This is a genomic window from Serratia sp. Ae19-1 (genome assembly GCF_059801225.1).
In genome coordinates this window covers 173616-197130 of record NZ_JBCHWD010000002.1, presented here as the reverse complement: position 1 = coordinate 197130, position 23515 = coordinate 173616, and the positions used below count along the sequence as shown (strand labels likewise).

Here is a 23515-nt window from a genome sequence, read left to right as displayed (position 1 = left end):
CTACTTGACCGGCGGCCAGTAGTCGCGGCAGCAGGCGATCCAGGCCTGCGCGCTGTGTGACAGATAGCTGCCCTGCCGCCAGATCAGCCCGACCCGCCACTCCATGCGCGGCTCCAGCGGCAGCCAAACCAGGTTTTCCTTGTCCAGCCAGCGGCAGACCGGTTCCGGCAGCATGGCGATGCCCACGCCGGCCTGCACCATCGAGGCGAGGAAGTCCCACTGGCCGCTGCGCACCGCGATTTGCGGCTCAAAACCGGCCTGGCTAAACGCCTTCATCAGCATCTTGTACAGCGCGAAGTCCTCGTTATAAATCAGGATTGGGCTGTCGGCCAATTCGGCGATATTGATGCGGGTGCGATTGAGCCACTGCGGCGTGCGCGGCGCCACCACGCACATCGGATGGCCCAGCAGCGGCAGAAAGGTCAGCGGCTGTTCCGAATCGAAGGGCAGCACCGTCATCGCCAGATCCAGCTCGCCGGACATCACCGCCTGCTCGACCGACAGCCCGCCCAGTTCGGAAATTTTTAATTCGATGCCGGGGTAGGTCTGGCGAAAACGGCGGATCAGATCGGCGATCTGCCTGCCGACCATCGGCGGAATGCCGAGCCGCAGCACCCCTTTTTTCACTGAACCGATGTCTTCCAGCTCCGCCTCCAACTGGCGGAATTCGTCGAGGATCGTCAGGCCGCGCTGATACACCGCTTGGCCGCTGTCGGTCAGACGCAGCTTGCGGCCTTCGCGGATCAGCAGCGTGCACTCCAGCTCCTCCTCCAGATGCCGCAGCATCTTGCTGATGGTGGGCTGGGTGACGAACAGTTTTTCCGCCGCGCGGGTGAAGCTTTGCTGGCGCACCACTTCAACGAAGTAGCGCAGGGTGCGGACATCCACGTTAGGGTTCTCCTTGGGGACGCTACCGGTGGGAAACTATTCCCAGACGGCATGATGTCGATAATTTTAATTCATTTCAGGCGTGGTTTCCCGGCTGCGTATACTGTAGGCCGTCAATTTATTGTTTGAGGTCATCTTTCATGTCTCTGGCGTTACGCCGCGTAGCCCCCTCCCTGCTGACCCGTTTGCAGGTGCCGATTCAGGTGGCGTTGTATGCGGCGCTGTTCCTGATCGCCGATCGTCTGGTGCAACAATTCCACCTGCCGCTTCCCGCCAATATCGTCGGCATGCTGATGCTGTTGGCGCTGATCCTGCTGCGCATTCTGCCGCTGAGCTGGGTCAAGGCCGGTTCCCGCTGGCTGCTGGCGGAAATGCTGCTGTTTTTCGTGCCGGCGGTGGTGGCGGTGGTCAACTATGCCCAGCTGCTGATGGTCGAGGGCTGGAAGATCTTTCTGGTGATCGCGGTTAGCACTATGCTGACGCTGGGCGCCACCGGGCTGGTGGTGGACAGGGTGTATCGGCTGGAGATTTGGCTGCAGCGACGGAAGCAGCGCCATGAATGATTTCATCCTTAGCTTGGCCTGTTTTCTGGCGACGCTGGCGCTGTACTTCGCCAACAAGAAACTCTATCGCCGCCGCCGCACGCTGCTGCTGATGCCGTTGGTGCTGACGCCGATGATTCTGGTGTTGCTGCTGGTGGTCACCCACATTTCCTATCAGGACTACATCGGTGAAACCCACTGGCTGCTGTGGCTGTTGGGGCCGGCGACCATCGCCTTCGCGGTGCCGGTGTACGAGAACCTGCATATCATCCGCCGCCACTGGCTGTCGCTGACCGCCGGCGTAACGACGGCGGTGCTGGTGGCGGTGTACAGCTCGGTGTGGCTGGCGCGACTGCTGACGTTGCCGGAAGAGGTGCAGCGCAGCCTGGCGGTACGTTCGATCACCACGCCATTCGCGCTGGAGGCTGCTAAGCAGATGGGCGGCCAGCCGGACCTGGTGGCGTTGTTCGTGGTGATCACTGGGGTATTTGGCATGGCGGTGGGCGATATTCTGTTCCTGCGCCTGGCGGTGCGTAGCCGCCTGGCGAAGGGAGCCGGATTTGGCGCCTCGTCGCACGGCGCCGGCACCGCCCGCGCCTATGAGCTGGGGCCGCAGGAGGGCGTAGTGTCGAGCCTGGTGATGATGCTGGCGGGAATTATCACGGTAGTGGCCGCGCCGTTGATCGGCCGGCTGATGTGGTAAGACCTCTCGGGGCGGGCTATGCCGCCCCTTTTACGTCGTCTGTCGTTGGGAACGGTGCCGTTGATTGACGCCCGAAAAAACGAAGAAATTTTTCAGCATAATTTTTCCCATCGTTATAACAAAAAACGATAGATGCGCTGCAGGCAAAATCGCCGCTCATTTTAAATGGCAATGAATTAATTAAAAAGTAAATTATTTTCATTAAAACAATAAAGTATAACTTATTGATATGGAGAGGCTCTTATCGTAAGCATTGTTGCACATTAACTATGGTGAATAATAATAATCAATATGAGTTCCTTCCTAATTATCTCGAATTAATACAAGCGGAATACGCTCGTCATCCCTGAGTAATATCGGGGAAATAAAATGGTCATTTATTCCCTTTCGCACATTTCGCCAAAAAAAATATCCTCTCCTATACTTCACACCTCAGCAAATTGAGGCACAGGGGGAACCTCTGGATTAAGCATTACATCCTTTCTTAGTTGGGGGGAGACCCAACTTTTCTACGGTTTTTTTATTCTGACTTGAACTGTCGGGCGGCCAGGCTTTGCCTAAATCCGGACGGTCCCTTTCATTAACGTAATGAAAACGTGCTAGAGAATATTATGAACAAACAAACTGATGTGAAGAGTGGGGAATTCCGTGCGGGTGCTCATGTTGCGGTGGAGAAAGTCGAACTGCATGAAATTACCACCGCTCAGCGCGAGCTTTGGCTGAGCGCCAGCATGTCTGAAGGCTTGCCGTTCAATATGTGGGGATACGGCACGATAGAAGGGCCGTTGCAGATAGCCCTGCTGCGCCAGGCGATAGACGCGATCGTTGAAGAAACGCCGGCGATGCAGGCCCGTTTCACCGAACAAGACGGCGAGCTTTATCAATACCGTGCGGCGCGCAGTCATGATCCGCTTGCCGTGCAGGATTTCAGCAGCCACGAATATCCTGAATTAGCGGCGCAGCGCTGGATGCGGCAAGATGCCGATCGCGTGATCTCCGCGCTGGATCAGGACCTGTTCGGTTTTGCCTTACTGACGTTGGCGCCGGGCAGCTATATCCTCTACCGGCGTTTTCACCACATGCTGGTGGATGGCCGCAGCGCCGAAGAGTTCATGCGCCGTATCGCGCTGTATTACAACGCATTGGCTGAGAAAAAAACCATTCCTGAATTCAGCAATTGCAGTTTTACCCGGCTGTATGAACACGATCTGCAGTACCGCGACTCTTCCCGCTTCGCTACCGATAAACAGTTCTGGCAAGACTACACGCTCGCCGCGCCCCATAGCCTGACGCGTCAGGAGAAACTCGTCCCTTATTCGTCCATGCAAATCAGTAATCACACACTAGCAATAAATGAGATAGCGGCGATTGATCGGGGGGCGGAAAAAGCCGGCGTGCATCGCGCTCATATATTGGCGACGGCCGTCGCATTATGTTTCCATAGTATTACTGGTCAGACCTTGTTGAATTTCAGCCTGCCGGTGACCGGTACGCGAGAGCGAAACAGTATTGGCATGACCGCGAATGTGGTACCACTGATTTTAGCCATTAACCCTGAAAGTCATCTGGCTGATTTCGCACAACAGGTCGCGGCGGAAATAGCCAAAGTGGTTCGTCGGCAATTATATCGCGGTGAAGACATTCGTCGCGATCGCAGCACCATGAGTTCATCCTGGTTTGGCCCCGCCATCAATATCGTTTCCTTCGATCATGGCGATCCGTTTTGGGGATGTAAGACGCGCTGGTATTACGGCGGCAACATTGCCGTCAGCGATATGCAAATTCTGTTTTACGAAGATCAGCAGGCGCAGGAGTTGGACGTCATGTTTGCCGATGCGCCGCATGCCCATTCATTAAGCCAGCTTGAGAGTTTGCAGCGGCGTTTCCAGTTTATTCTGCGGAGCCTTTGCGAGCAGCCTGAGGGCAGCATCGCTCAGGTGATGCAACAGCTTCATGCGCAGCCTGAAACGGACGTCAGCGGCAGTTTCTACGATCTTCGCCGACTGCCGCCGGCTGCCGGCTTCATCCGCTGGGATCGTCCTGCCGCTGAACTGGTGCGCCTCGCGACGTCACTCGGCCATCCGTCGGGCGATTGCGCGCTGAAAATTCTGTTGGCCGACCGGGCGCTGGGCGTTGGGCGTCTGGAAATGCTGCATGACGCCGGCGATGCGGCACCCGGTACGCTGCTCAGCGTCGACGATGCGGGCTGGAATATCGCCACGGCGGAAGGGACGGTGCGGATCGGGGGCTGGTTCACCGCCGAGGGCGAGCTGGCACCGGGGGAAGCGCTGGCGCAGCTGCGCGGCCTGACGGTGGGCGAGCGGTTGCCGTTGCTTGACCCTTCACAGGCGAAACGGCTGGAGGAGATGCAGGCGGCCGGTGGGCACCATGCGGCCTTCTGGCAACCGCGATTGGCGCAGTTTGCCCCGGCGGCGTTCCCGGTAGCCTGGCAGCGCGAAACCCGGCCGGCATGGCAGGCGACGGCCTGGCAACACGCGGGCAAGATCGACGTTGAATCGGTGTTGACCGGGCTGGCGTTGTATCTGGGATTGATGGGCGGCGAAAGTGATTTCCAACTTGGCTGGCTGAACGCGACGGATGACGGCATCGGCGAGCCGGATCAGGTCTGGACGCTGCCGCTGCAGATCTCGCTGAATCCGACGCTGGGCTTCGCCGAGGCGCAGGCGCAGATGCGACGCGAATGGCAGCAGGCGTGTGCGCGCCGGGCCTACCATCCGGCGTTGCTCGGCCTGGACACGCGTTCGCGTGCCTGGTCAACCGTTGTGGCGCTATTGGGCCGCGATACCGCGCCGGGGTTCGACGAAACCCAGGAGGGCGCAGCGGCGGTTAAACGCTCCGGCGCCCGGGCGGTGCTGCAAATCAGTGAAAGCAACGGCGCTTTCCGTTGGGTGTACGACAGCGCCGCGGTGGGGGACGAGCAGATGCTGCGCGCTGCGCAGCATCTGCTGTTGCTGCTCCAGCAGGCCGCTGCGGCGCCGAATGCGCCGGTGCGCGGCGAACGTTTACTGAGCCAGGCGGAGCGAGAGCTATTGCTCAACCAGCGCAACCGCACCCACCGGGCTTTCCCGCCGGCGTCGAGCGTGTCGGCCCTGTTTGAAGCGCAGGCGCGGCGTACGCCAACGGCGCCGGCGTTGTCTCAGGGCGAGGTATCGCTGAGCTATGCGGAACTGAACGTGCGCGCCAACCGGCTGGCGCACCATCTGGCGGCACGCGGCGTGGGGCCGGAAAGCCGCGTAGCGGTCTGCGCTGCGCGCAGCCCGGACATGATCGTCGCGCTGCTGGCGATCCTGAAAGCCGGCGGCGGCTATGTGCCGCTGGATCCGGCTTATCCCGCTGAGCGGCTGCACTATATCGTGCAGGACTGTGCGCCGGCGCTGCTGTTGGCAGACAGCGTCGGCCGTGCCGCGCTGGGAGAGGTGGCGGCGCCGCTGTTGGCTCTGGAAGACGTGCTGCCAGAGCAGGATCACGACCTGCCGCCGCGCGCGCAGCCCGACAATCTGGCGTATGTGGTTTACACCTCGGGCTCGACCGGTAAACCGAAAGGGGTGATGGTGGAGCAGGCGCACCTGATCAACCTGATCATGTGGCACTGCGCAGCGACCAGTTTGCAGGCTGGTGAACGAACGACCAGCATGGCGGGGCTGGGTTTTGACGCCAGCGTTTGGGAAATCTGGCCGACGTTGACGCAAGGGGCGATGCTGCTGCTGCCGCCGGCAGAGGCGGCGGGCAATGGCGAAGCGCTGCTGCAATGGTGGCGCGGCAGCGGTGTGCAGGTCGGGTTTATGGTGACGCCGCTGGCCGAGATCGCACTGATGGGCGAAATGCCAGCCGATCTGCGGATGCTGCTGATCGGCGGCGACAGCATTCGCCGCTGGCCGCTGCAGGCGCCGCCTGGCGTAACCATTGTGAATAACTATGGGCCGACGGAGACGACCGTGGTAGCGACGTCGGGCGAGCCGGCGGTCGGTGCGGCGATGCCGTCAATCGGCCGGCCTATCGCCAACGGCCGGGCGTACTTGCTGGATGAATATGGCCAGCCGGTGCCGCTGGGCGCCGTGGGTGAGCTGTATATCGGCGGCGCGCAGGTGGCGCGCGGCTACCTGAACCTGCCGGAGCTGACGGCGGAGCGTTTCCTGGCCGATCCTTTCGCGCCGGGTGGCCGCATGTACCGCACCGGCGATCTGGCGCGCTATATGCCGGACGGCAGCCTGGAGTATCTGGGCCGCAACGATCTGCAGGTAAAAATTCGCGGCTTCCGCATCGAATGCGGTGAAATCGAGTCGCAGCTGGCTATGCATGCCGCCGTGCGCGACGCGGTGGTGGATGCACTCACTGATGGCGAAGGCGACAAACGTCTGGTGGCCTGGGTCGTGCCGCAGCCGGAAGCGGAGCGTGAGGCGTTGGCGCAGACGCTGCGCCGGGCGCTCGCTGCAGCGCTGCCGGATTATATGGTGCCGACGGCCTTTGTGTGGCTGGAGGCGTTGCCGCTGTCGCCGAACGGTAAACTGGATCGGCGCGCGCTGCCGGTGCCGGCACCGGATGCCGCCATGCGCGAAAACTATGTCGAGCCGCAGGGGGAAACCGAAACGCTGCTGGCTCAGATCTGGCAGGGGTTGTTGAACGTTGAACGCGTGGGGCGTCATGACAACTTCTTCGAGTTGGGCGGCCATTCGCTGCTGGCGGTGAAACTGATGGCGCAGCTGCGCCAGGCCGGGCTGTCGGCGAGCGTTCAGGCGCTGTTCTCCACGCCAACGCTGTCGGCTCTGGCGCAAACGCTGGTGTCGCAGCAGCGGATCAAGGTGCCGGAAAATCGGATTGCGCCGGGTTGCCGCGCAATCACGCCGCAGATGTTGCCGCTGGCCGATCTGACTCAGGCGGAGATCGATCAGATCGTCGACGGCGTGGAGGGCGGCATCGACAACGTACAGGATATCTACGCCCTCTCCCCGTTGCAGGAAGGCATCTTGTTCCACCATATGCTGGCGGAAGAGGGCGATCCCTACCTGTTATCGGCATTGCTGCGTTTCGACAGCCGGGCGCGTTTCGATCGCTGGCTGGCGGCGATGCAGCAGGTGGTGGATCGTCATGACATTTTGCGCACGGCTTTTGTCGGTGCGGGGTTATCCGAACCGGTACAGGTCGTCTGGCGTCGGGCGCGTTTAGCGGTGATCGAGCTGGCGCTGGATCCGGCCGAGGGGCCGATCGGCCGTCAGCTGGAAGCGCGTTTCGATCCCCGGCGGATCCGTCAGGATCTGACGCGGGCGCCGCTGCTGTATTACGTCATCGCCGAAGAGAGCGACGGCAGCTGGTACGTCTTGCAGCAGTGGCACCACCTGATTGGCGACCACTCGACGCTGGCGATGATGGGAGAAGAAGTCAACGCCATTCTGGCCGGACGCGGCGAGACGCTGGGCAGTGCGCAGCCGTTCCGCAATGCGGTGGCGCAGGCGCGTTTGGGGCTCAGCGAACAGGAACATGAGAGTTTCTTCCGCGGCATGTTGGCGGACATCGACGAACCGGTGCTGCCGTTCGGGCTCGGCAACGTCCACGGCGACGGTCAGTGCGCCAATACCGACCGCCTGGCGCTGGCACCGGCGCTGAATGCCGGCCTGCGTCGACAGGCGAAACGGCTGGGCGTCAGCCTGGCCAGCCTGTGCCATCTGGCCTGGGCACAGGTGCTGGCGCGCACCAGCGGGCGGGATGCCGTGGTGTTCGGCACGGTGCTGCTGGGCCGCATGGAATCGGGCGAAGGCGCCGAGCGGGCGCTGGGGCTATTCATCAATACGCTGCCGCTGCGGCTGGATATGGACGGGCGCAGCGTTGAGGCGTCGGTGCGGCAGGCGCATGCGCGCCTGAGCGGCTTGCTGGCGCATGAGCACGCCTCGCTGGCGTTGGCGCAGCGCTGCAGCGGCGTGAACAGCGGCGCGCCGCTGTTCAGTGCGCTGCTGAACTACCGTCACAACGACGGAGAAGAATTGGCGCTGCCGGAAGGGGTCAGCCTGATCGGCGCGGACGAACGCACCAACTATCCGTTTGTGCTGTCGGTGGACGACGGCATGGACTCGCTGGCGTTGACGGCGCAGGTCATCGAGCCTATCGAAGCCGCGCGGGTGTGCCGCTATATGCAACAGGCATTGACTGCTCTGGTGAATGCGCTGGAACACACGCCGGAAATGCCGGTGCGTGAACTGTCGATTTTGCCGGACGACGAGTACGCCTTGCTGATCAACGGCTGGAACGCAACGGCGCAGCCTTACCCGCAGGATGTCTGCCTGCATGCGTTGTTTGAAGCGCAGGTGCGCCGCACGCCGGACGCCGTGGCGCTGGTCTGCGGCGACGCCGAACTGAGCTACGCCCAGCTGAATGCGCAGGCCAATCGCCTGGCGCACGCGCTGATGCAGCGCGGCGTCGGTCCGGATTGCCGCGTGGCGGTGTGCGCCGAGCGCAGTCTGGCGATGGTGACGGCATTGTTCGGCATCCTCAAGGCCGGCGGCGCCTATGTGCCGCTGGATCCGGCTTATCCGGGCGAGCGTCTGCAGTATATCCTGCAGGACGCCGATCCGGTGCTGCTGCTGGCGGATGCCGCCGGTCGCGCGGCGCTGGGCGAACACGCGGTGCCGCTGCTGGCGCTGGATGAACCGTTGCCGAACGATCTGAATGCCGATAACCCGGCGTCGCGCGCGCAGCCCAATCATCTGGCCTACGTGATTTATACCTCCGGCTCGACCGGCAAACCGAAAGGCGCGATGAATGAGCATCGCGGCATCGTTAACCGCCTGATCTGGATGCAGCAGGCTTATGGATTGACGCCGGCGGATACGGTGCTGCAGAAAACGCCGTTCGGCTTCGACGTCTCGGTGTGGGAATTCTTCTGGCCGTTGATGTATGGCGCGCGCCTGGCGATGGCGCGCCCTGAAGGCCATAAGGATCCTGAGTACCTGAGCCGCGCCATCGAACAGTATGGCGTGACAACGCTGCACTTTGTGCCGTCGATGCTGCAAAGCTTCCTGTTGTATGAAGGCGCGAGCCGCCGCTGCGGGCAAGTGGTGCGCGTCATGTGCAGCGGCGAGGCGCTGCCCGCCTCGCTGGTGGCGGAGTTCTATCGCCAGATGCCGCATGTCGAGTTGCATAACCTCTATGGACCGACCGAAGCGGCGGTGGACGTGACCGCCTGGCATTGCACCCGCCAACCCGGGCTGGTGTCGGTGCCGATTGGGCGGCCGGTGGCCAACACGCGGATCTATCTGCTTGATGAACAAGGGCAACCGGTGCCGCTGGGAGCGGTTGGCGAGCTGTATATCGGCGGCATTCAGGTGGCGCGCGGCTATTTCAACCGGCCTGAACTGACGGCGGCGCGCTTCCTGGCCGATCCGTTCGATGCCGGCCACGGCGGCCGCATGTACCGTACCGGCGACGTGGCCCGCTACCTGCCGGACGGCAATATCGAGTATCTGGGGCGCAACGATCAGCAGGTGAAGATCCGCGGTTTCCGTATCGAATGCGGAGAGATAGAGGCGGCGCTGGCCGCGCATCCGCAGGTGCGTGAAGCGGTGGTGGATGCGCGCGGCGGCGACGGCGGTGAAAAACGCCTGATCGCCTGGGTGGTGCCGCAGCAGGGCGCCGAGGAGGCGTCGCTGGCGGAGACGTTGCGCCGGCATCTGGCCGACAAACTGCCGGATTACATGGTGCCGGCCGCCTGCGTGCTGCTCGAGACGCTGCCGCTGTCGCCAAATGGCAAGCTCGATCGCCGCGCATTGCCCGACCCGTCGGGCGAGGCCTATCGTCGTGAAGCCTACGAGGCGCCACAGGGGGACGTAGAACAGCGCCTGGCGGCGCTGTGGGAAGAGCTGCTGGGCGTGGAACAGGTTGGCCGCAACGACAGTTTCTTCGCCTTGGGCGGCCATTCGCTGTTGGCGGTGCGTTTGGCCAACCGCCTGCAGCAAAGCGGGTTGCCGCTGTCGCTGCAGGCGCTGTTCGCCAACCCGGTCTTGCAGGCGCTGGCGCGCCAGATCACGCAGGCAGAAAGCCTGCCGCCGGTTCTGCCCGCGCCGCGCGATGCGGCCTTGCCGCTGTCGTTCGCTCAGCAGCGCCTGTGGTTCCTGACCCAGCTGGACGGCATGAGCGAAATTTACCACATGCCGCTGGCGCTGCGGCTGCGCGGGTCGCTGAATCTGGCCGCCTGGCAGAGCAGCCTCGACGCGCTTTATGCGCGCCATGACGCGTTGCGCACCGTTTTCATCAGCCGCGACGGCCAGCCGCAGGCGCTCATTTTGCCGGTCGCCGGTTTGCCGCTGACGATCCACGATCTGCGTGGCGTCGCGGATGCGCAGGCGCGCGCCGCCGCGTTGATGCGGGAAGAGGTCACGGCGCCCTTCGATCTGGCCGGCGGCCCGCTGCTGCGCGCCTGCCTCATCCGGCTGAGCGACGATGAACAGCTGTTCGCACTGACCTGCCACCACATCATTTCCGATGGCTGGTCGAACGGCATCCTGCTGCGGGAGCTGGGCGCGCTGTACGGCGCTTTGTGTCGCGACGAACCGTCGCCGCTGCCGCCGCTGGCGTTGCAGTACGCGGATTACGCCCACTGGCAGCGGCAATGGCTGCAGCCGGCGCGGTTATCGAAGCAGGCCGATTATTGGCGCCAGACGCTGGGCGACGCGCCGGCGCTGTTGACGCTGCCGACCGACCGCCCGCGCCCGGCGGTGCAGTCATTCGCCGGGGATCGGGTGGCGATCTCGCTCGATGCCGAGCTGACCGCGGCGCTGAGGCAATTCAGCCTGCGTCAGGGGTGTACGCTGTTCATCACGCTGCTGACGGCGTGGAGCGTCGTGCTGTCCCGCTTGTCGGGGCAGCGCGATCTGGTGATCGGCACGCCGGAGGCCAACCGTCGCCGGCTGGAAACGGAACCGATGATTGGCTTCTTCGTCAGCACCCTGGCGCTGCGCATCGATCTGTCCGACGATCCGGATTTGCCGACGTTGGCGCTGCGCGTGCGCGATACGCTGCTGGCGGCGCGCGATCATGGCGATCTGCCTTTCGAGCAGGTGGTTGAACAGGTGAACCCGCCGCGTCATCGCGGCCATACTCCGCTGTTCCAGGTGATGTTGAGCTGGCAGGACGGTTCGGTGCACGACATCGGTCTGCCGGGGCTGCAGGCGGAAGCGATCGATGCCGGCTATGCCGCGGCGAAATATGACATGACCTTGGATCTGACCGAGATCGGTGAAGAGATCGCCGGATCGCTGTATTACGCCACGGCGTTGTTCGATCGTGAAACCGCCGAGCGCTACGGGATCTATCTGCGCCAGGTGCTGCAGGGCATCGCCTTGGCGGCGGCGCAGCCGGTTTCGCAGCTTGCGCTGTTGCCGCAGGACGAGCGGCAGCGGTTGCTGCATGGCTGGAACCGGACGCCGGCCGAACCGCAGACGGACCTCTGCCCGCACCATCATCTGGAGCGGCTGGCGCAGCGCACGCCGGAGGCGGTCGCTGTGGTGTGCGGAGAAGAACGCCTCAGCTATCGGGCGCTCAATGAGCAAGCCAACGCGTTGGCGCAGGTGTTGATCGCCCGCGGCGTCGGGCCCGATCGCCTGGTGGCCCTGTGTGCGGAGCGCGGCACGCCGATGCTGGTCGGATTGCTGGCGATCCTGAAAGCGGGCGGCGCCTATGTGCCGCTCGATCCGGCTTATACCGGCGAACGTCTGGAGTACATTTTGCAAGATGCCCGGCCGGTGTTGCTGCTGGCCGACGCCGCAGGGCGCTCGGCGCTGAGCGGGGCCGACGTGCCGATGATGGCGCTGGAGGAGGATTGGGGCGCCGAGGCCGCCAATCCGCAGGTGGCGGGGCTGACGGCGGCCAATCTGGCCTATGTGATCTATACCTCCGGCTCGACCGGCAAACCGAAAGGCGTGATGGTGGAACACCGCCAGGTTGAGCGCCTGTTTACCGCGACCGATGACGGCTTCGGCTTTGACGCCGAGGATGTCTGGTGCCTGTTCCACTCGTTCGCCTTCGATTTCTCGGTATGGGAAATCTGGGGCGCGTGGCGCCACGGCGGCCGGCTGGTGATCGTGCCGCAGGAAACGGCGCGCTCCGCTCCCGCGTTCTATCAGCTGGTGTGCCGTCAGGGCGTGACGGTGCTGAACCAGACGCCAAGCGCCTTTAAGGCGTTCATTCAGGCTCAGGACGACACGCCGCATCGGCTGCGCTACATCGTCTTCGGCGGCGAAATGCTGAATCCGGCCGATCTGGCGCCGTGGTATGCGCGTAATCGGCCGGACGCGCCGCGGCTAATCAATATGTACGGCATAACGGAAACGACGGTGCACGTCACCTACCGGGAAATGTCTCCGGCGGACATCACCGGCAGCGGCAGCCCGATCGGCCGCCGTATCCCGGATCTGCGTTTGTATCTGCTTGACGAACATGCTCAGCCGGTAGCGCAGGGCGCAGTGGGCGAGCTGTACGTCGGTGGGCTGGGGGTGGCGCGCGGCTACCTGAATCGGCCGGAGCTGAATGCGCAACGTTTCCTCGACGATCCTTTCGTGGCGGGAGAACGGATGTATCGCGCCGGCGATTTGGCGCGCTATTTGCCGAACGGTGAGCTGGAGTACCTGGGGCGCAACGATCAGCAGGTGAAAATTCGCGGTTTCCGCATTGAGTGCGGTGAGGTGGAGGCGGCGCTGCTGGGCCATCCTGAGGTGCGCAGTGTGGCGGTTGACGCCTGGCAGGACAACGGCGGCGACAAACGTTTGGTGGCCTGGGCGGTGCCGGGCGAAGGGGCGGATCGGGAAACGCTGGCGCTGCGGTTGCGTCAGCATCTGGCCGGTCGTCTGCCGGATTATATGGTGCCGACGGCCTTCGTGTGGCTGGAGGCGTTGCCGCTGACCACCAACGGCAAACTGGACAAACGCGCGCTGCCGGCGCCGGAGCTGGGCGCCGCCGCGCGCGCCGTTTATGAAGCGCCGGCCGATGAGCGAGAGCGCCTGCTGGCGTCCGTCTGGCGTCAGTTGTTGAACGTGGAACGCGTCGGGCGTCATGATGACTTCTTTGCCCTGGGCGGGCATTCGCTGCTGGCGGTACAGCTGGCCAATCGGGTGCAGCAGGCCGGCTGGCGGCTGCCGCTGTCGGCGCTGTTCGCCGCGCCGGTGTTGCAGGCGCTGGCGCAGTTGCTTGAACGGGAGGGAGCGGCGCAGCCGACGGCCATCGTGCCGACGCCGCGTCACGGCGCCTTGCCGTTGTCGTTTGCCCAGCAGCGGCTGTGGTTCCTGAGCCAAATGGGCGGGATCGGCGAGACTTACCATATCCCGCTGGCGTTGCGCCTGGACGGCGAACTGGATGCAGCGGCGTTCCAGCGCAGCCTCGACGCGCTGTATGCCCGCCACGAGGCCTTGCGCAGCGTGTTTGTCTGCCAGGATGGGCAACCTCAGGTGCGTATCTTGCCGGAGGCGGCCATGCCGCTGACGCATCACGACTTGCGCGGCGAGCGTCAGGCGGAGCCACGTTTGCAAGCGCTGGCCGAATCGGCGATGAAAGCGCCGTTCGATCTGGAAGGGGGGCCGCTGGTGCGGGCCTGCTTGCTGCAAGTGAGCGAGCAGCGGCATCTGTTCCTGCTGACCTGCCACCATATCGTTTCCGACGGCTGGTCTACCGGGATCCTGATGCGGGAGTTGAGCGCGTTGTATGGCGCTTTCCAACGCGGCGAACCGTCGCCGCTGCCGCCGCTGGCGGTGCAATACGTCGATTATGCCGTTTGGCAGCGCCAGTGGCTGACGCAGGAGCGGTTGGCCGAGCAGGCGACGTTCTGGCGCCGGACGCTGGGCGATGCGCCGGCGCTGCTGACGCTGCCGACCGATCGGCCGCGCCCGGCGATGCAGTCGTTCGTCGGCGGCGAGGTGCCGCTGGTCATCGACGCGGCGCTCACCGACGCGCTGCGGCGGTTGAGCCGTCAATACGGCGGCACGCTGTTCATGACGGTGTTGGCCGCCTGGAGTCTGGTGCTGTCCCGCATGGCCGGCCAACAGCAGGTGGTGATCGGCACGCCGGAAGCCAACCGCGGCAGGCTGGAAATCGAACCGCTGGCCGGCTTCTTCGTCAGTACGCTGGCGATGCATGTCGATCTGCGCGGTGAGCCGACGCTGCAAGTCTTGCTCGAGCGAGTGCGCGAGACGGTGTTGGCGGCGCGGGAAAACGGCGATCTGCCGTTCGAACAGGTGGTGGAGGTGGTCAATCCGCCGCGCCAGCTGGACGCGACGCCGCTGTTCCAGGTGATGCTGGCCTGGCAGGACGGCTCGGTGCGCGATATCGCATTGCCGGGCCTGCAAACGACGGATGCGGGGTTGAGCTATGACGTCGCGAAATTCGACATGACGCTTGAGTTGGCGGAAAGCGGCAGCGGTATTGTCGGCTCGTTGAATTACGCCAGCGCCTTGTTCGATCGCGACACGGCGGTGCGCTACGGCGCGTATCTGCAGCAGGCGCTGCGAGCGATGGTGGCGGATCTTGCTCAGCCGGCCACGCGCGTCGATCTGCTGCCTGCGGCCGAACGCCAACGTCTGCTGCACGATTGGAACCGCACCGAGCGGGCGTATCCGGCGCAGGCGTGCGTGCATCAGCTGTTCGACGAGCAGGCGCGGCGCACGCCGCAGGCGACGGCGTTGATCGATGGCGAGCAGCTTATCCGCTACGAGCAGTTGGCGGAACGCGCCAATCGACTGGCCTGGCGTCTGATTGAGGCGGGCGTGGAGCCCGGCCAGCGGGTGGCGGTCCGGTTTGAGCGCTGCGCCGCCCTGGTGATCGCCCAATTGGCGATCCTGAAAGTCGGCGCGGCCTATGTGCCGGTTGATCCGCAGCTGCCGGCCGGCCGGCAAAACTGGATCATCGCCGACAGCGGCGCGGTGCTGCTGCTGAACGGCGGTGAGGACGACGCGCAGATTGGCGTCGGCGTCGCCCGTCTGCCTCAAAGCGACGACGCGGACCTGCCGGCCGGCGCGCCGATATTGGCGAGCAACAGTCTGGATCTGGCCTACATCATGTACACCTCCGGTTCAACCGGTAAGCCGAAAGGCGTGATGGTGCCGCATCAGGGGATCAACCGATTGGTGATCAATAACGGCTATGCGGAGTTCAGCGACACGGATCGCATCGCTTTCGCCATCAACCCGGCGTTCGATCCGGCGACGCTGGAAGTGTGGGGCGCATTGCTGAACGGCGCCGCGCTGGTGGTGGTGCCGCCGGCGGTCTTGCTGGACGCCTCGGCGTTCGCCGATCTGCTGACGCGCCAGGCGATTACGGTGCTGGTGCTGCCGACCTCGCTGTTCAATCAGCATGCGCACAGCATCCCCGCGACGTTGGCGGGGCTGAAATACCTGATCAGCGGCGGCGAAGCGGCGGATCCTCATGCCTATACCCGGGTGCTGAAGGAGGGCGGCCGGGTGCAGCTGATCAATGGTTACGGCCCGACGGAAGCCACCACCGCCGCCACCTCGGCGCACATCACCGTGGCGGCGGGGCGGCACCGTCTGCCGATTGGCCGGCCGATCGGCAATACGCGGGTGTATCTGCTGGACGAACACCGTCAGCCGGTGCCGCTGGGCGCGATTGGCGAGCTGTATATCGGCGGCGTGGGCGTGGCGCTGGGTTACCTGAATCGCGAAGATCTCACGGCCGAGCGTTTCCTGGCGGATCCGTTTAACGAGGGGGGCCGCATGTATCGCACCGGCGATTTGGCGCGCTATCTGTCGGACGGCAACCTCGATTACTGCGGGCGCAACGATCAGCAGGTGAAGATCCGCGGCTTCCGCATCGAGTGCAGCGAGATTGAAGTCCTGCTGGAAACGCACCCGGCGGTGCGCGAAGCGGTGGTTGACGTGCGCGGCGCGCATTCTGCGTTGATCGCCTGGATCGTTCCGCAAGCCGAGGCCGAAGGCCGCGATCTGACAGACGAGCTGCGGCGGCATTTGGCGGCGCAGCTGCCGGACTACATGGTGCCGTCGGCCTGTCTGATGCTCGCCGACTTGCCGTTGACCCCGAATGGCAAAGTGGATCGCCGCGCGCTGCCGGCGCCGCAGGCCGACGACTTTGCGCGCGTGGGCCATGAGGCGCCTCAGGGAGAGACGGAAACCCTGTTGGCGGCGATCTGGGGCGAATTGCTCGGTCTGCCGAATGTCGGCCGACACGACAATTTCTTCGAACTGGGCGGGCATTCGCTGCTGGCGGTGAAACTGATCGCGGAGCTGCGTCGCTGCGGCCTGACGGCGAACGTGCAGACGCTGTTTACCGCCCCGACGCTGGCCTCGCTGGCGGAGGCGCTGGAGGCGCGCTGCGAAATCGAGATCCCTGAGAACCTGCTGCGGCCGGATAGCGAGCGCATCACGCCTGAGCTGTTGCCGCTGGCCTCGCTGAACCAGGCTGAGATCGACAGCATCGTGGCGCGCGTGCCGGGCGGCGTGGCCAACGTGCAGGATATCTATGCGCTGTCGCCGTTGCAGGAGGGGATTCTGTTCCACCACCTGTTGGCGGAGCGGGGCGATCCGTACCTGTTGTCAACGCTGCTGCGCTTCGAGAACCGCGAGCGTCTGGATCGTTGGCGGGCCGCGATGCAACAGGTGATCGATCGTCACGATATTCTGCGCACGGCGTTCATCAGCGAGGCGATCCGCGAGCCGGTACAGGTCGTTTGGCGCGCCGCTGCGCTGCCGTGGACTGAGCTGGCGCTCGATCCGGCGCAGGGGGCGATTGGCGATCAACTGCTGGCGCGCTTCGATCCTCAGCATGCGCGCCTGGATCTCAGCCGTGCGCCGCTGCTGAACGTGGTGGTGGCGCAAGATAGCGATGGCGGTTGGTGGATGCTGCAGCAATGGCACCATCTGGTGGGGGATCATTCCACGGCGGCATTGATCGAGGAAGAGATCGCCACGATCCTCGCCGGCAAAGGCGCCGAGCTGGGGGCCGCACCGCCGTTCCGCAATGCGGTGGCGCAGGCGCGCTTGAGCGTCAGCGCGCAAGAGCATGAAACCTTCTTCCGCACCCTGCTGGCGGACATCGAAGAGCCGGTGCTGCCGTTCGGGCTCGGCAACGTGCGCGGCGACGGCAAAGGCGTCACCACGGCGCACCAGCCTATCGACAAGGCGCTGAACGAACGTCTGCGGCATCAGGCCAAGCGGCTGGGCGTGAGCCTGGCCAGCCTGTGCCATCTGGCCTGGGCGCAGGTGCTGGCCCGCACCAGCGGCCACGACCGCGTGGTGTTCGGCACCGTGCTGCTGGGGCGGATGCAGGCGGGGGAAGGCGCCGAGCGCGCGATGGGGCTGTTTATCAATACCTTGCCGCTGCGCCTCGACATCGGCGATGACGATGTGGTGACGGCGGCGCGCCAGGCCCATGCCCGGCTGAGCGGGTTGCTGCATCATGAACATGCGCCGCTGGCGCTGGCGCAGCGTTGCAGCGGCGTGGCGGCGGGGATGCCGCTGTTCAGCGCGTTGCTCAACTATCGCCACAACAACGGCAGCGAGCTGGTGCTGCCGGAAGGCATGGCGCTGTTGAGCGCGCAGGAGCGCACCAACTATCCGTTCGTCCTGTCGGTGGAAGACGGCGGTGATTCTCTGGGGCTGACGGCGCAGGTCAGCGAGCCGGTGCCGGCGGCGAGGATCTGCGGCTATATGCAACAGGCGCTGGCCTCATTGGCGCAGGCACTGGAAAGCCAGCCGACCCTGCCGGCGAGCGAACTGGAGATCCTGCCGCCGTCAGAGCGCCGGCTGCTGCTGGAGGAATGGAATCAGACGGCGGAGCCTTATCCTGCAGAGCTTTGCGTGCATCAGCTGTTTGAGCGTCAGGCGCAGCGTGCGCCGCAGGCTGTGGCGATCGTGCAAGGCGATCGTCGGATCGGCTATGCGGCGTTGAACGCCCAGGCTAACCGGCTGGCGCATGCCCTGATCGCACGCGGCATCCAACCGGGCGAGCGCGTGGCGGCACGCCTGACGCGCAGCATCGATCTGGTGGCGACGCAGTTGGCGATCTTCAAAGCCGGCGCGGTGTATGTGCCGATCGACCCGCAACTGCCGGCGGCGCGTCAGCAGTGGATCCTGGAGGACAGCGGCGCGCGTCTTATCGTCGGTGAAGCGACCGACGGGGATACCTTGCCGCTGCTGCGGCCGGAGGTCGCCGGCGGTGACGAGAGCGACCCGGCGCTGGCGCTGTCGAGCGGCGAAGCGGCGTACATCATGTACACGTCCGGCTCCACAGGGCTGCCGAAAGGCGTGATGACGCCGCACCAGGGCATCACCCGGTTGGTGATCAATAACCGGTATGCGGCGTTCGATGCGACGGAGCGAGTGGCTTACGCCGCTAACCCGGCCTTCGACGCCGCGACGATGGAGGTGTGGGCGGCGCTGTTGAACGGCGGCGAACTGGTGGTGATCCCGGCGGAAACCGTGATGGATGCGGCGCGCTTGAGCGCCGCATTGACGCAGCATCGCGTGACGACGTTGTTCCTGACGACCGCGCTGTTCAATCAGTATGTGTACAGCATGGGCGCGACGCTGGCCCAGCTGCGCTACCTGATCTGCGGCGGGGAAAAAGAGGAGCCGGGTGCCTTCGAACGTCTGCTGCAGGAAGCGGGGCCGGTACAGGTGATCCATGCCTATGGGCCGACAGAGGCGACGACCTTCGCGACGACGGCGACGATCGCCGAGGTGCAAGGCGCAACGCGCTTGCCGATCGGCAAACCGATCGGCAACACCCGAGCCTATGTGCTGGATGCGCGCGGCCGACCGGCGCCGCTGGGCGTTACCGGCGAGCTGTATATCGGCGGCGTGGGCGTGGCGCTGGGGTACCTCAACCGGCCGGAACTGACCGCAGAGCGCTTCCTGAACGATCCATTCAATCCGGGTGGACGCATGTATCGCACCGGCGACCTGGTGCGCTATCGGGCGGACGGCAACCTCGAGTATCAGCGACGCAACGATCGTCAGGTGAAAATTCGCGGCTTCCGCATCGAGATGGGAGAGATCGAGGCGCGCCTGGCGGCGCACCCGGCGGTGAACGAAGCGGTGGTCGATGCCCACTGCGTCGGTGCGGATACGCGGTTGATCGCCTGGATCAGCGTGCGTGAGGACGTGGCGAGCGACGGGTTGGCCAGCGAGCTGCGCCAGCACTTGGCGGCGCAGCTGCCGGACTATATGCTGCCCGCGGCCTTTGTCTGGCTGGCGGCGATGCCGCTGACGCCAAACGGCAAGATTGACCGGCGGGCTCTGCCGGCGCCGGAGATGGCCGCCGCCGCTGGCGAAGCCTACGAAGCGCCGCGCGGCGATACTGAAACGCTGTTGGCGCAGGCGTGGGCGGAGTTGCTGGGGCTGCCGCAGATCGGCAGACACGACAACTTCTTCGAACTGGGCGGCCACTCGCTGCTGGCGGTGCGCCAGGCGAGTCTGGTGCAGCAGTGGGGGATCGCACTGCAGGTACAGGCGATCTTTGACCACCCGGTGTTGGCGGATCTGGCGGCGCATGTCGAGCAGCGCACGGGCGAACAGCCGCTCAGGGCATTGCCGGCGCGCCGCAGCGGCCAGCGCCCGCCGGTATTCTTCATGCCGACCGGCTATGGCGATCACTCCTATGTTTATGAGATAGCCAAAGAGATCGATGCGGACTTCCCGATTTATGCCGTGCCATGGCCAGAGATGACCGACGCGCCGCCGGCAACGATGGAGGCGATGGCGGAGATCGTCGCCGGGGTCATCCGACAGGCGCAAGCCAGCGGGCCGTATCAACTGTTCGGTTACTCTTCGGGCGGGATCTTGACCTACATGGTGGCGGAGCGGCTGCAGGCGGAAGGGGAAGAGGTGGCGCTGGTGGGCCTGCTCGACACCATGCGGCCGCAGCAGGCGATGCGCGATGCGACGCAGCTGTTCCTCAGCTGGCTGGAGGTGGAACATCCGACGCTGGAGGCGGCGCTGTTCGCCCGCCTCCAGCCGCTGTCGGTGGAGGAGGCGCTGGCCGTGCTGCACGGCCAGGGCATCAGCACTTTCCTCGACGATCCGCAGAAGGAAGCCGCTTTGTGGCGCAAGCGTTATCACTATGCGACCCTGGTCGGCGCCAGCGTTATCCGGCCGCTCGGCCTTAATCTGCACCTGTTTAAAGCGGTGGAGGAGATGCCCGGCTTGCTGAACGACGATCTGGAGGCCTACTGGCAGCGCATCAAGCCGGCGGGTTACAACCGCCGTGACGGCTCGGCGCTTGGCTGGGAGGGGCATTTGCCGGCGTCGGCGGTGACGGTCAACCTGGTCGATGGCGATCATGTCACCATGATGTCGGAAGCCGCGAACCGGCGCGGGTTAGGGGAGCGCATCAGCGCCGTGCTGAATGCGCTCGCCCGACGCTGACCGCGTTGCTTGTAGGTGAAGCCCTCGCAAGAGGGCTTTTTTTTTATCCGTTAGCGGCGGTTTTGACGAGCTCCACCACCAGCGGTGAAAGCTCGCCGCGCAGCGCGGCGCGTTCCGACTGGAACAGCGTGGCGACGTAAAAGCGCCGGCCCGGTAGCTCGATAGCGCGCACGTCGCCTTCGGTGTCGTGGCCGCTGATGATCAGCGGGAAGCGCTCAAGATCGGCGACGAATTCCGGATTGACGCCGAAGTTGCAGTGGTAGCCTTCATGGGTGTTCAGGCTACCGTAGGCCCGCGCGACGCGGCTGCCCGACTGAAAAACGATGTCGCCGGTTTTTTCCACCAGCGAGCAGCTCAGCGGGGCGATCACCAGCCGGCCGCCGCTGTCGGTTTCGGCATGACCGGCGTCGTGCCAGCCCATCACGTTGCGGGCGTACTCGACGATAGCGTATTGAAAACCGCCGCAGGAGCCGAGGAATGGCACGTCGTTTTCCCGCGCATGCCTGATCGCCATAAAGGCGCCGTCGTCGTGACGATACGGGCTGCCCGGCACTACCCAAACGGCGTCGAAATCTTGCAGGACTTCGGGGGAGGTCAGGGTTTCGGTCGGCAGCCATTGAGGCTGAACGTCGATGTCGAGGTGAGCGGCGGTAAGCTGGAGCGCCACGGGGATGGCCTGATGGGCGACGGCTTGCGGATTGTAATCACCGACCAGAGCAATGCGGACTTGAGCTTTCATCATTTCCTTTCCTGTGCGGGTAAAAAAGGAGATTACAGCAAAGCGGGATATTGAGCCGCCGTTTTTTATACGCGGCGCACAAAAAAGCCCGGCGTTGGCCGGGCTGGCAAGAGAAGCTCAGTACAGCGACGGCGCGCCGGCCGGCCGGGTTTTGAAGCGGCGGTGCAGCCAGAGATATTGCTCCGGCGCGCGCATGATCTCTTTCTCGATCACTTTGTTCATGTAGGCCGCCGCCGCCTGTTCGTCGCTGAGCGGATAGTCCTCCAGGGCCGGCTGAATCAGCAGGTCGTAGCCGCGCCCGCCTTCGCGGCGGATCAGCACCACCGGCACCAGCGCCGGATTGGCCATGCGCGCCAGCATAAAGGTGCCGCTGGTGGTGGCGGCCTGATCGACGGCGAACAGCGGGGCGAATACGCTGCCGCGCGGGCCGTAGTCCTGGTCCGGCGCGAACCACACCGCCTCGCCGCGCTTGAGTGCGTGCACCATGCCGCGCAGATCCTTGCGATCGATCATCGCCTTGTTGGAACGCATGCGGCCCTTGGTCTGCGCCCACTCCATCGCCTTGTTGTTGTGCGGGCGGTACATCGCCATCATCGGCTGGCACAGGCCCATCGCCCGGCCACCCAGCTCCAGCGACATGAAATGCACGCCGATCACCAGCACGCCGCGATCGTCCCGCTGCGCCACTTTGAGGTGATTGATGCCGGAGACGTTGAACCAGCGCTTGACGCGTTTATCCGGCCAGAACCAGGCCATGCCGGTTTCCAACAGTCCCATGCCGAGAGATTCGAAGTTGCCTACCACTTTGCGTTCGCGCTGCGCTTCGTCCATCTCGGGGAAGCACAGCTCGAGGTTGCGGCGGGTGATGGCGACGCGGCGCTTAAGAAAACGCATCGAGGTGCGGCCCATCCACACCCCCAGCCGGTTGAGCAGCGGGTAGGGGAGCTGGACCAGCAGGAACAGCAGAGCGAGGCCGAACCAGGTCAGCCAGTAGCGCGGGTGCAACAAGGCCGGTTGAAATGCTTTTGCAGGTTTCATAGAAACTCGTTTTATACGTTAAAGGGGGCAGCAAGCTGTAACGCATAAAGGTTCCACTCGATAGCGATACGACCACTCAGACACCCGGGCATGACCAGGGTTTAGTCAGAATTCCATAATTGACTAAACATTTACATTCGAAGGGCGGTTTGCGCTGCTATCAGGCTTCGGGGGGATAGCTGTTGGCCAGCGGAGGCGGCTCTAGGAATGCTTATGCTAGCACAGGTTACGGGGTGTGGCGGAAGAGGGGCATGCGAATATTCTCATTCGCGTTGCCCCTGGATTGAAGATTGGCGCGTTTTATAGGCTGGGAATGATAATGGCGGCGAAAATTGCGGCGATCACCAGCCATTTCAGCAGGTAGTAGCCACGGCGATTGCGCGCTTTCAGGCGCTGGCCGGCGTCGCGCACCGCATTGACGTATTTGAAGATGCGGTTGATGCCGCCGGTGCGGTCCTGGTCGTCGTTCGGCGAACTGGCCGCCGACATCAGCGTGGAGCCGACCCAGTGGTTGACCGCCTGCGCCCAGCGCCACTTCATCGGCCGCTCGACGTCGCAAAACAGAATGATGCGCGTCTGGTCGGTGGCGTTTTGCGCCCAGTGCACGTAGGTTTCGTCGAAGATCACCGCCTGGCCGTCGCGCCAGCTGTGTGACTCGCCGTCCACTTCGATAAAGCAGCGATCGTCGTTAGGCGTCATCAGCCCCAGGTGATAGCGCACCGAACCGGCGTAAGGGTCGCGGTGTTTACCCAAATGGCTGCCGGGCGGCAGCTCGGCGAACATCGCAGCTTTGACCGACGGGATGCGGTTGAGCAGCTCGACGGTTTTCGGGCACAGCGTCTGCGCCGAAGGGTGGCTGTCGCTGTACCACTTCAGATAAAAACGTTTCCAGCCGCGTTTGAAGAAGGTGTTGAAACCGGCGTCGTTGTGCGACTGCGCCTTTTTGATGTGATCCTGCAGACGCACCGCTTCCTCGCGGATCACCTGCCAGTTGTCGGTCAGCGTTTGCAGTTCCGGGAAGCCTTTTTCGTCGAAATAGGGCTGTTTGGCGGGCAAGCGGGAGAAACCGGTCATAAACATGTTGATCGGCCCCATAAACGTGGAGTGATCGAACAGTTGGCGGGTAACCTTTTGTTTCTCTTTGCCGCGGGAGTGTGCGTAGAGGAAGCTGACGATGAAAATGCCGATAATGATCGCGGCAACCATAGAATCC

The 23515-nt window shown here is 64.0% G+C and carries 7 protein-coding genes; 3 read left to right on the top strand and 4 right to left on the bottom strand.

The window, feature by feature from the left end; all coding sequences use genetic code 11:
* Nucleotides 1-888, bottom strand: a complete 888-nt coding sequence (locus AAIE04_RS06335; protein ID WP_019453187.1) for a LysR family transcriptional regulator — start codon at nucleotides 886-888, stop codon at nucleotides 1-3.
* 140 nt (nucleotides 889-1028) lie between these two features.
* Here AAIE04_RS06335 and AAIE04_RS06330 point away from each other — a divergent pair, with 140 nt between their 5' ends.
* From AAIE04_RS06330 to AAIE04_RS06320, 3 genes are all read left to right on the top strand, one after another.
* Nucleotides 1029-1451, top strand: a complete 423-nt coding sequence (locus AAIE04_RS06330; protein ID WP_004936830.1) for a CidA/LrgA family protein — start codon at nucleotides 1029-1031, stop codon at nucleotides 1449-1451.
* On the top strand, nucleotides 1444-2133 hold the full coding sequence (locus AAIE04_RS06325) for an LrgB family protein (protein WP_004936833.1): 690 nt from the start codon (nucleotides 1444-1446) through the stop codon (nucleotides 2131-2133). The genes AAIE04_RS06330 and AAIE04_RS06325 overlap by 8 nt, the downstream gene beginning before the upstream one ends.
* Nucleotides 2134-2744: 611 nt before the next feature.
* Nucleotides 2745-20525 carry an amino acid adenylation domain-containing protein gene (locus AAIE04_RS06320; RefSeq protein WP_498576685.1) on the top strand — a complete coding sequence of 5927 codons (17781 nt, stop codon included), beginning with the start codon at nucleotides 2745-2747 and terminating at the stop codon, nucleotides 20523-20525.
* A gap of 43 nt (nucleotides 20526-20568) precedes the next feature.
* Here AAIE04_RS06320 and AAIE04_RS06315 read toward each other — a convergent pair whose 3' ends face one another.
* The 3 genes from AAIE04_RS06315 to lpxO all read right to left on the bottom strand — a co-directional run bounded on the left by AAIE04_RS06315 (nucleotide 20569) and on the right by lpxO (nucleotide 23508).
* A complete protein-coding gene (locus tag AAIE04_RS06315) occupies nucleotides 20569-21267 on the bottom strand; it encodes a CTP synthase C-terminal region-related (seleno)protein (RefSeq protein ID WP_498057291.1) in 699 nt (232 codons plus the stop codon).
* Between the two features lie 114 nt (nucleotides 21268-21381).
* Nucleotides 21382-22302, bottom strand: a complete 921-nt coding sequence (lpxP, locus tag AAIE04_RS06310; RefSeq protein WP_063918681.1) for a kdo(2)-lipid IV(A) palmitoleoyltransferase — start codon at nucleotides 22300-22302, stop codon at nucleotides 21382-21384.
* A 300-nt stretch (nucleotides 22303-22602) separates the two neighbouring features.
* Complete coding sequence (gene lpxO / locus AAIE04_RS06305) at nucleotides 22603-23508, bottom strand: lipid A hydroxylase LpxO (RefSeq protein ID WP_019453182.1); 906 nt, start codon at nucleotides 23506-23508, stop codon at nucleotides 22603-22605.
* Nucleotides 23509-23515: the final 7 nt, after the last annotated feature.

Coding starts and splice junctions, on each gene's coding strand:
- lpxP (WP_063918681.1), bottom strand. CDS start 22,302: ATGAAACCTGCAAAAGCATTTCAACCGGCCTTGTTGCACCCGCGCTAC.
- AAIE04_RS06330 (WP_004936830.1), top strand. CDS start 1,029: ATGTCTCTGGCGTTACGCCGCGTAGCCCCCTCCCTGCTGACCCGTTTG.
- AAIE04_RS06315 (WP_498057291.1), bottom strand. CDS start 21,267: ATGATGAAAGCTCAAGTCCGCATTGCTCTGGTCGGTGATTACAATCCG.
- AAIE04_RS06320 (WP_498576685.1), top strand. CDS start 2,745: ATGAACAAACAAACTGATGTGAAGAGTGGGGAATTCCGTGCGGGTGCT.
- lpxO (WP_019453182.1), bottom strand. CDS start 23,508: ATGGTTGCCGCGATCATTATCGGCATTTTCATCGTCAGCTTCCTCTAC.
- AAIE04_RS06325 (WP_004936833.1), top strand. CDS start 1,444: ATGAATGATTTCATCCTTAGCTTGGCCTGTTTTCTGGCGACGCTGGCG.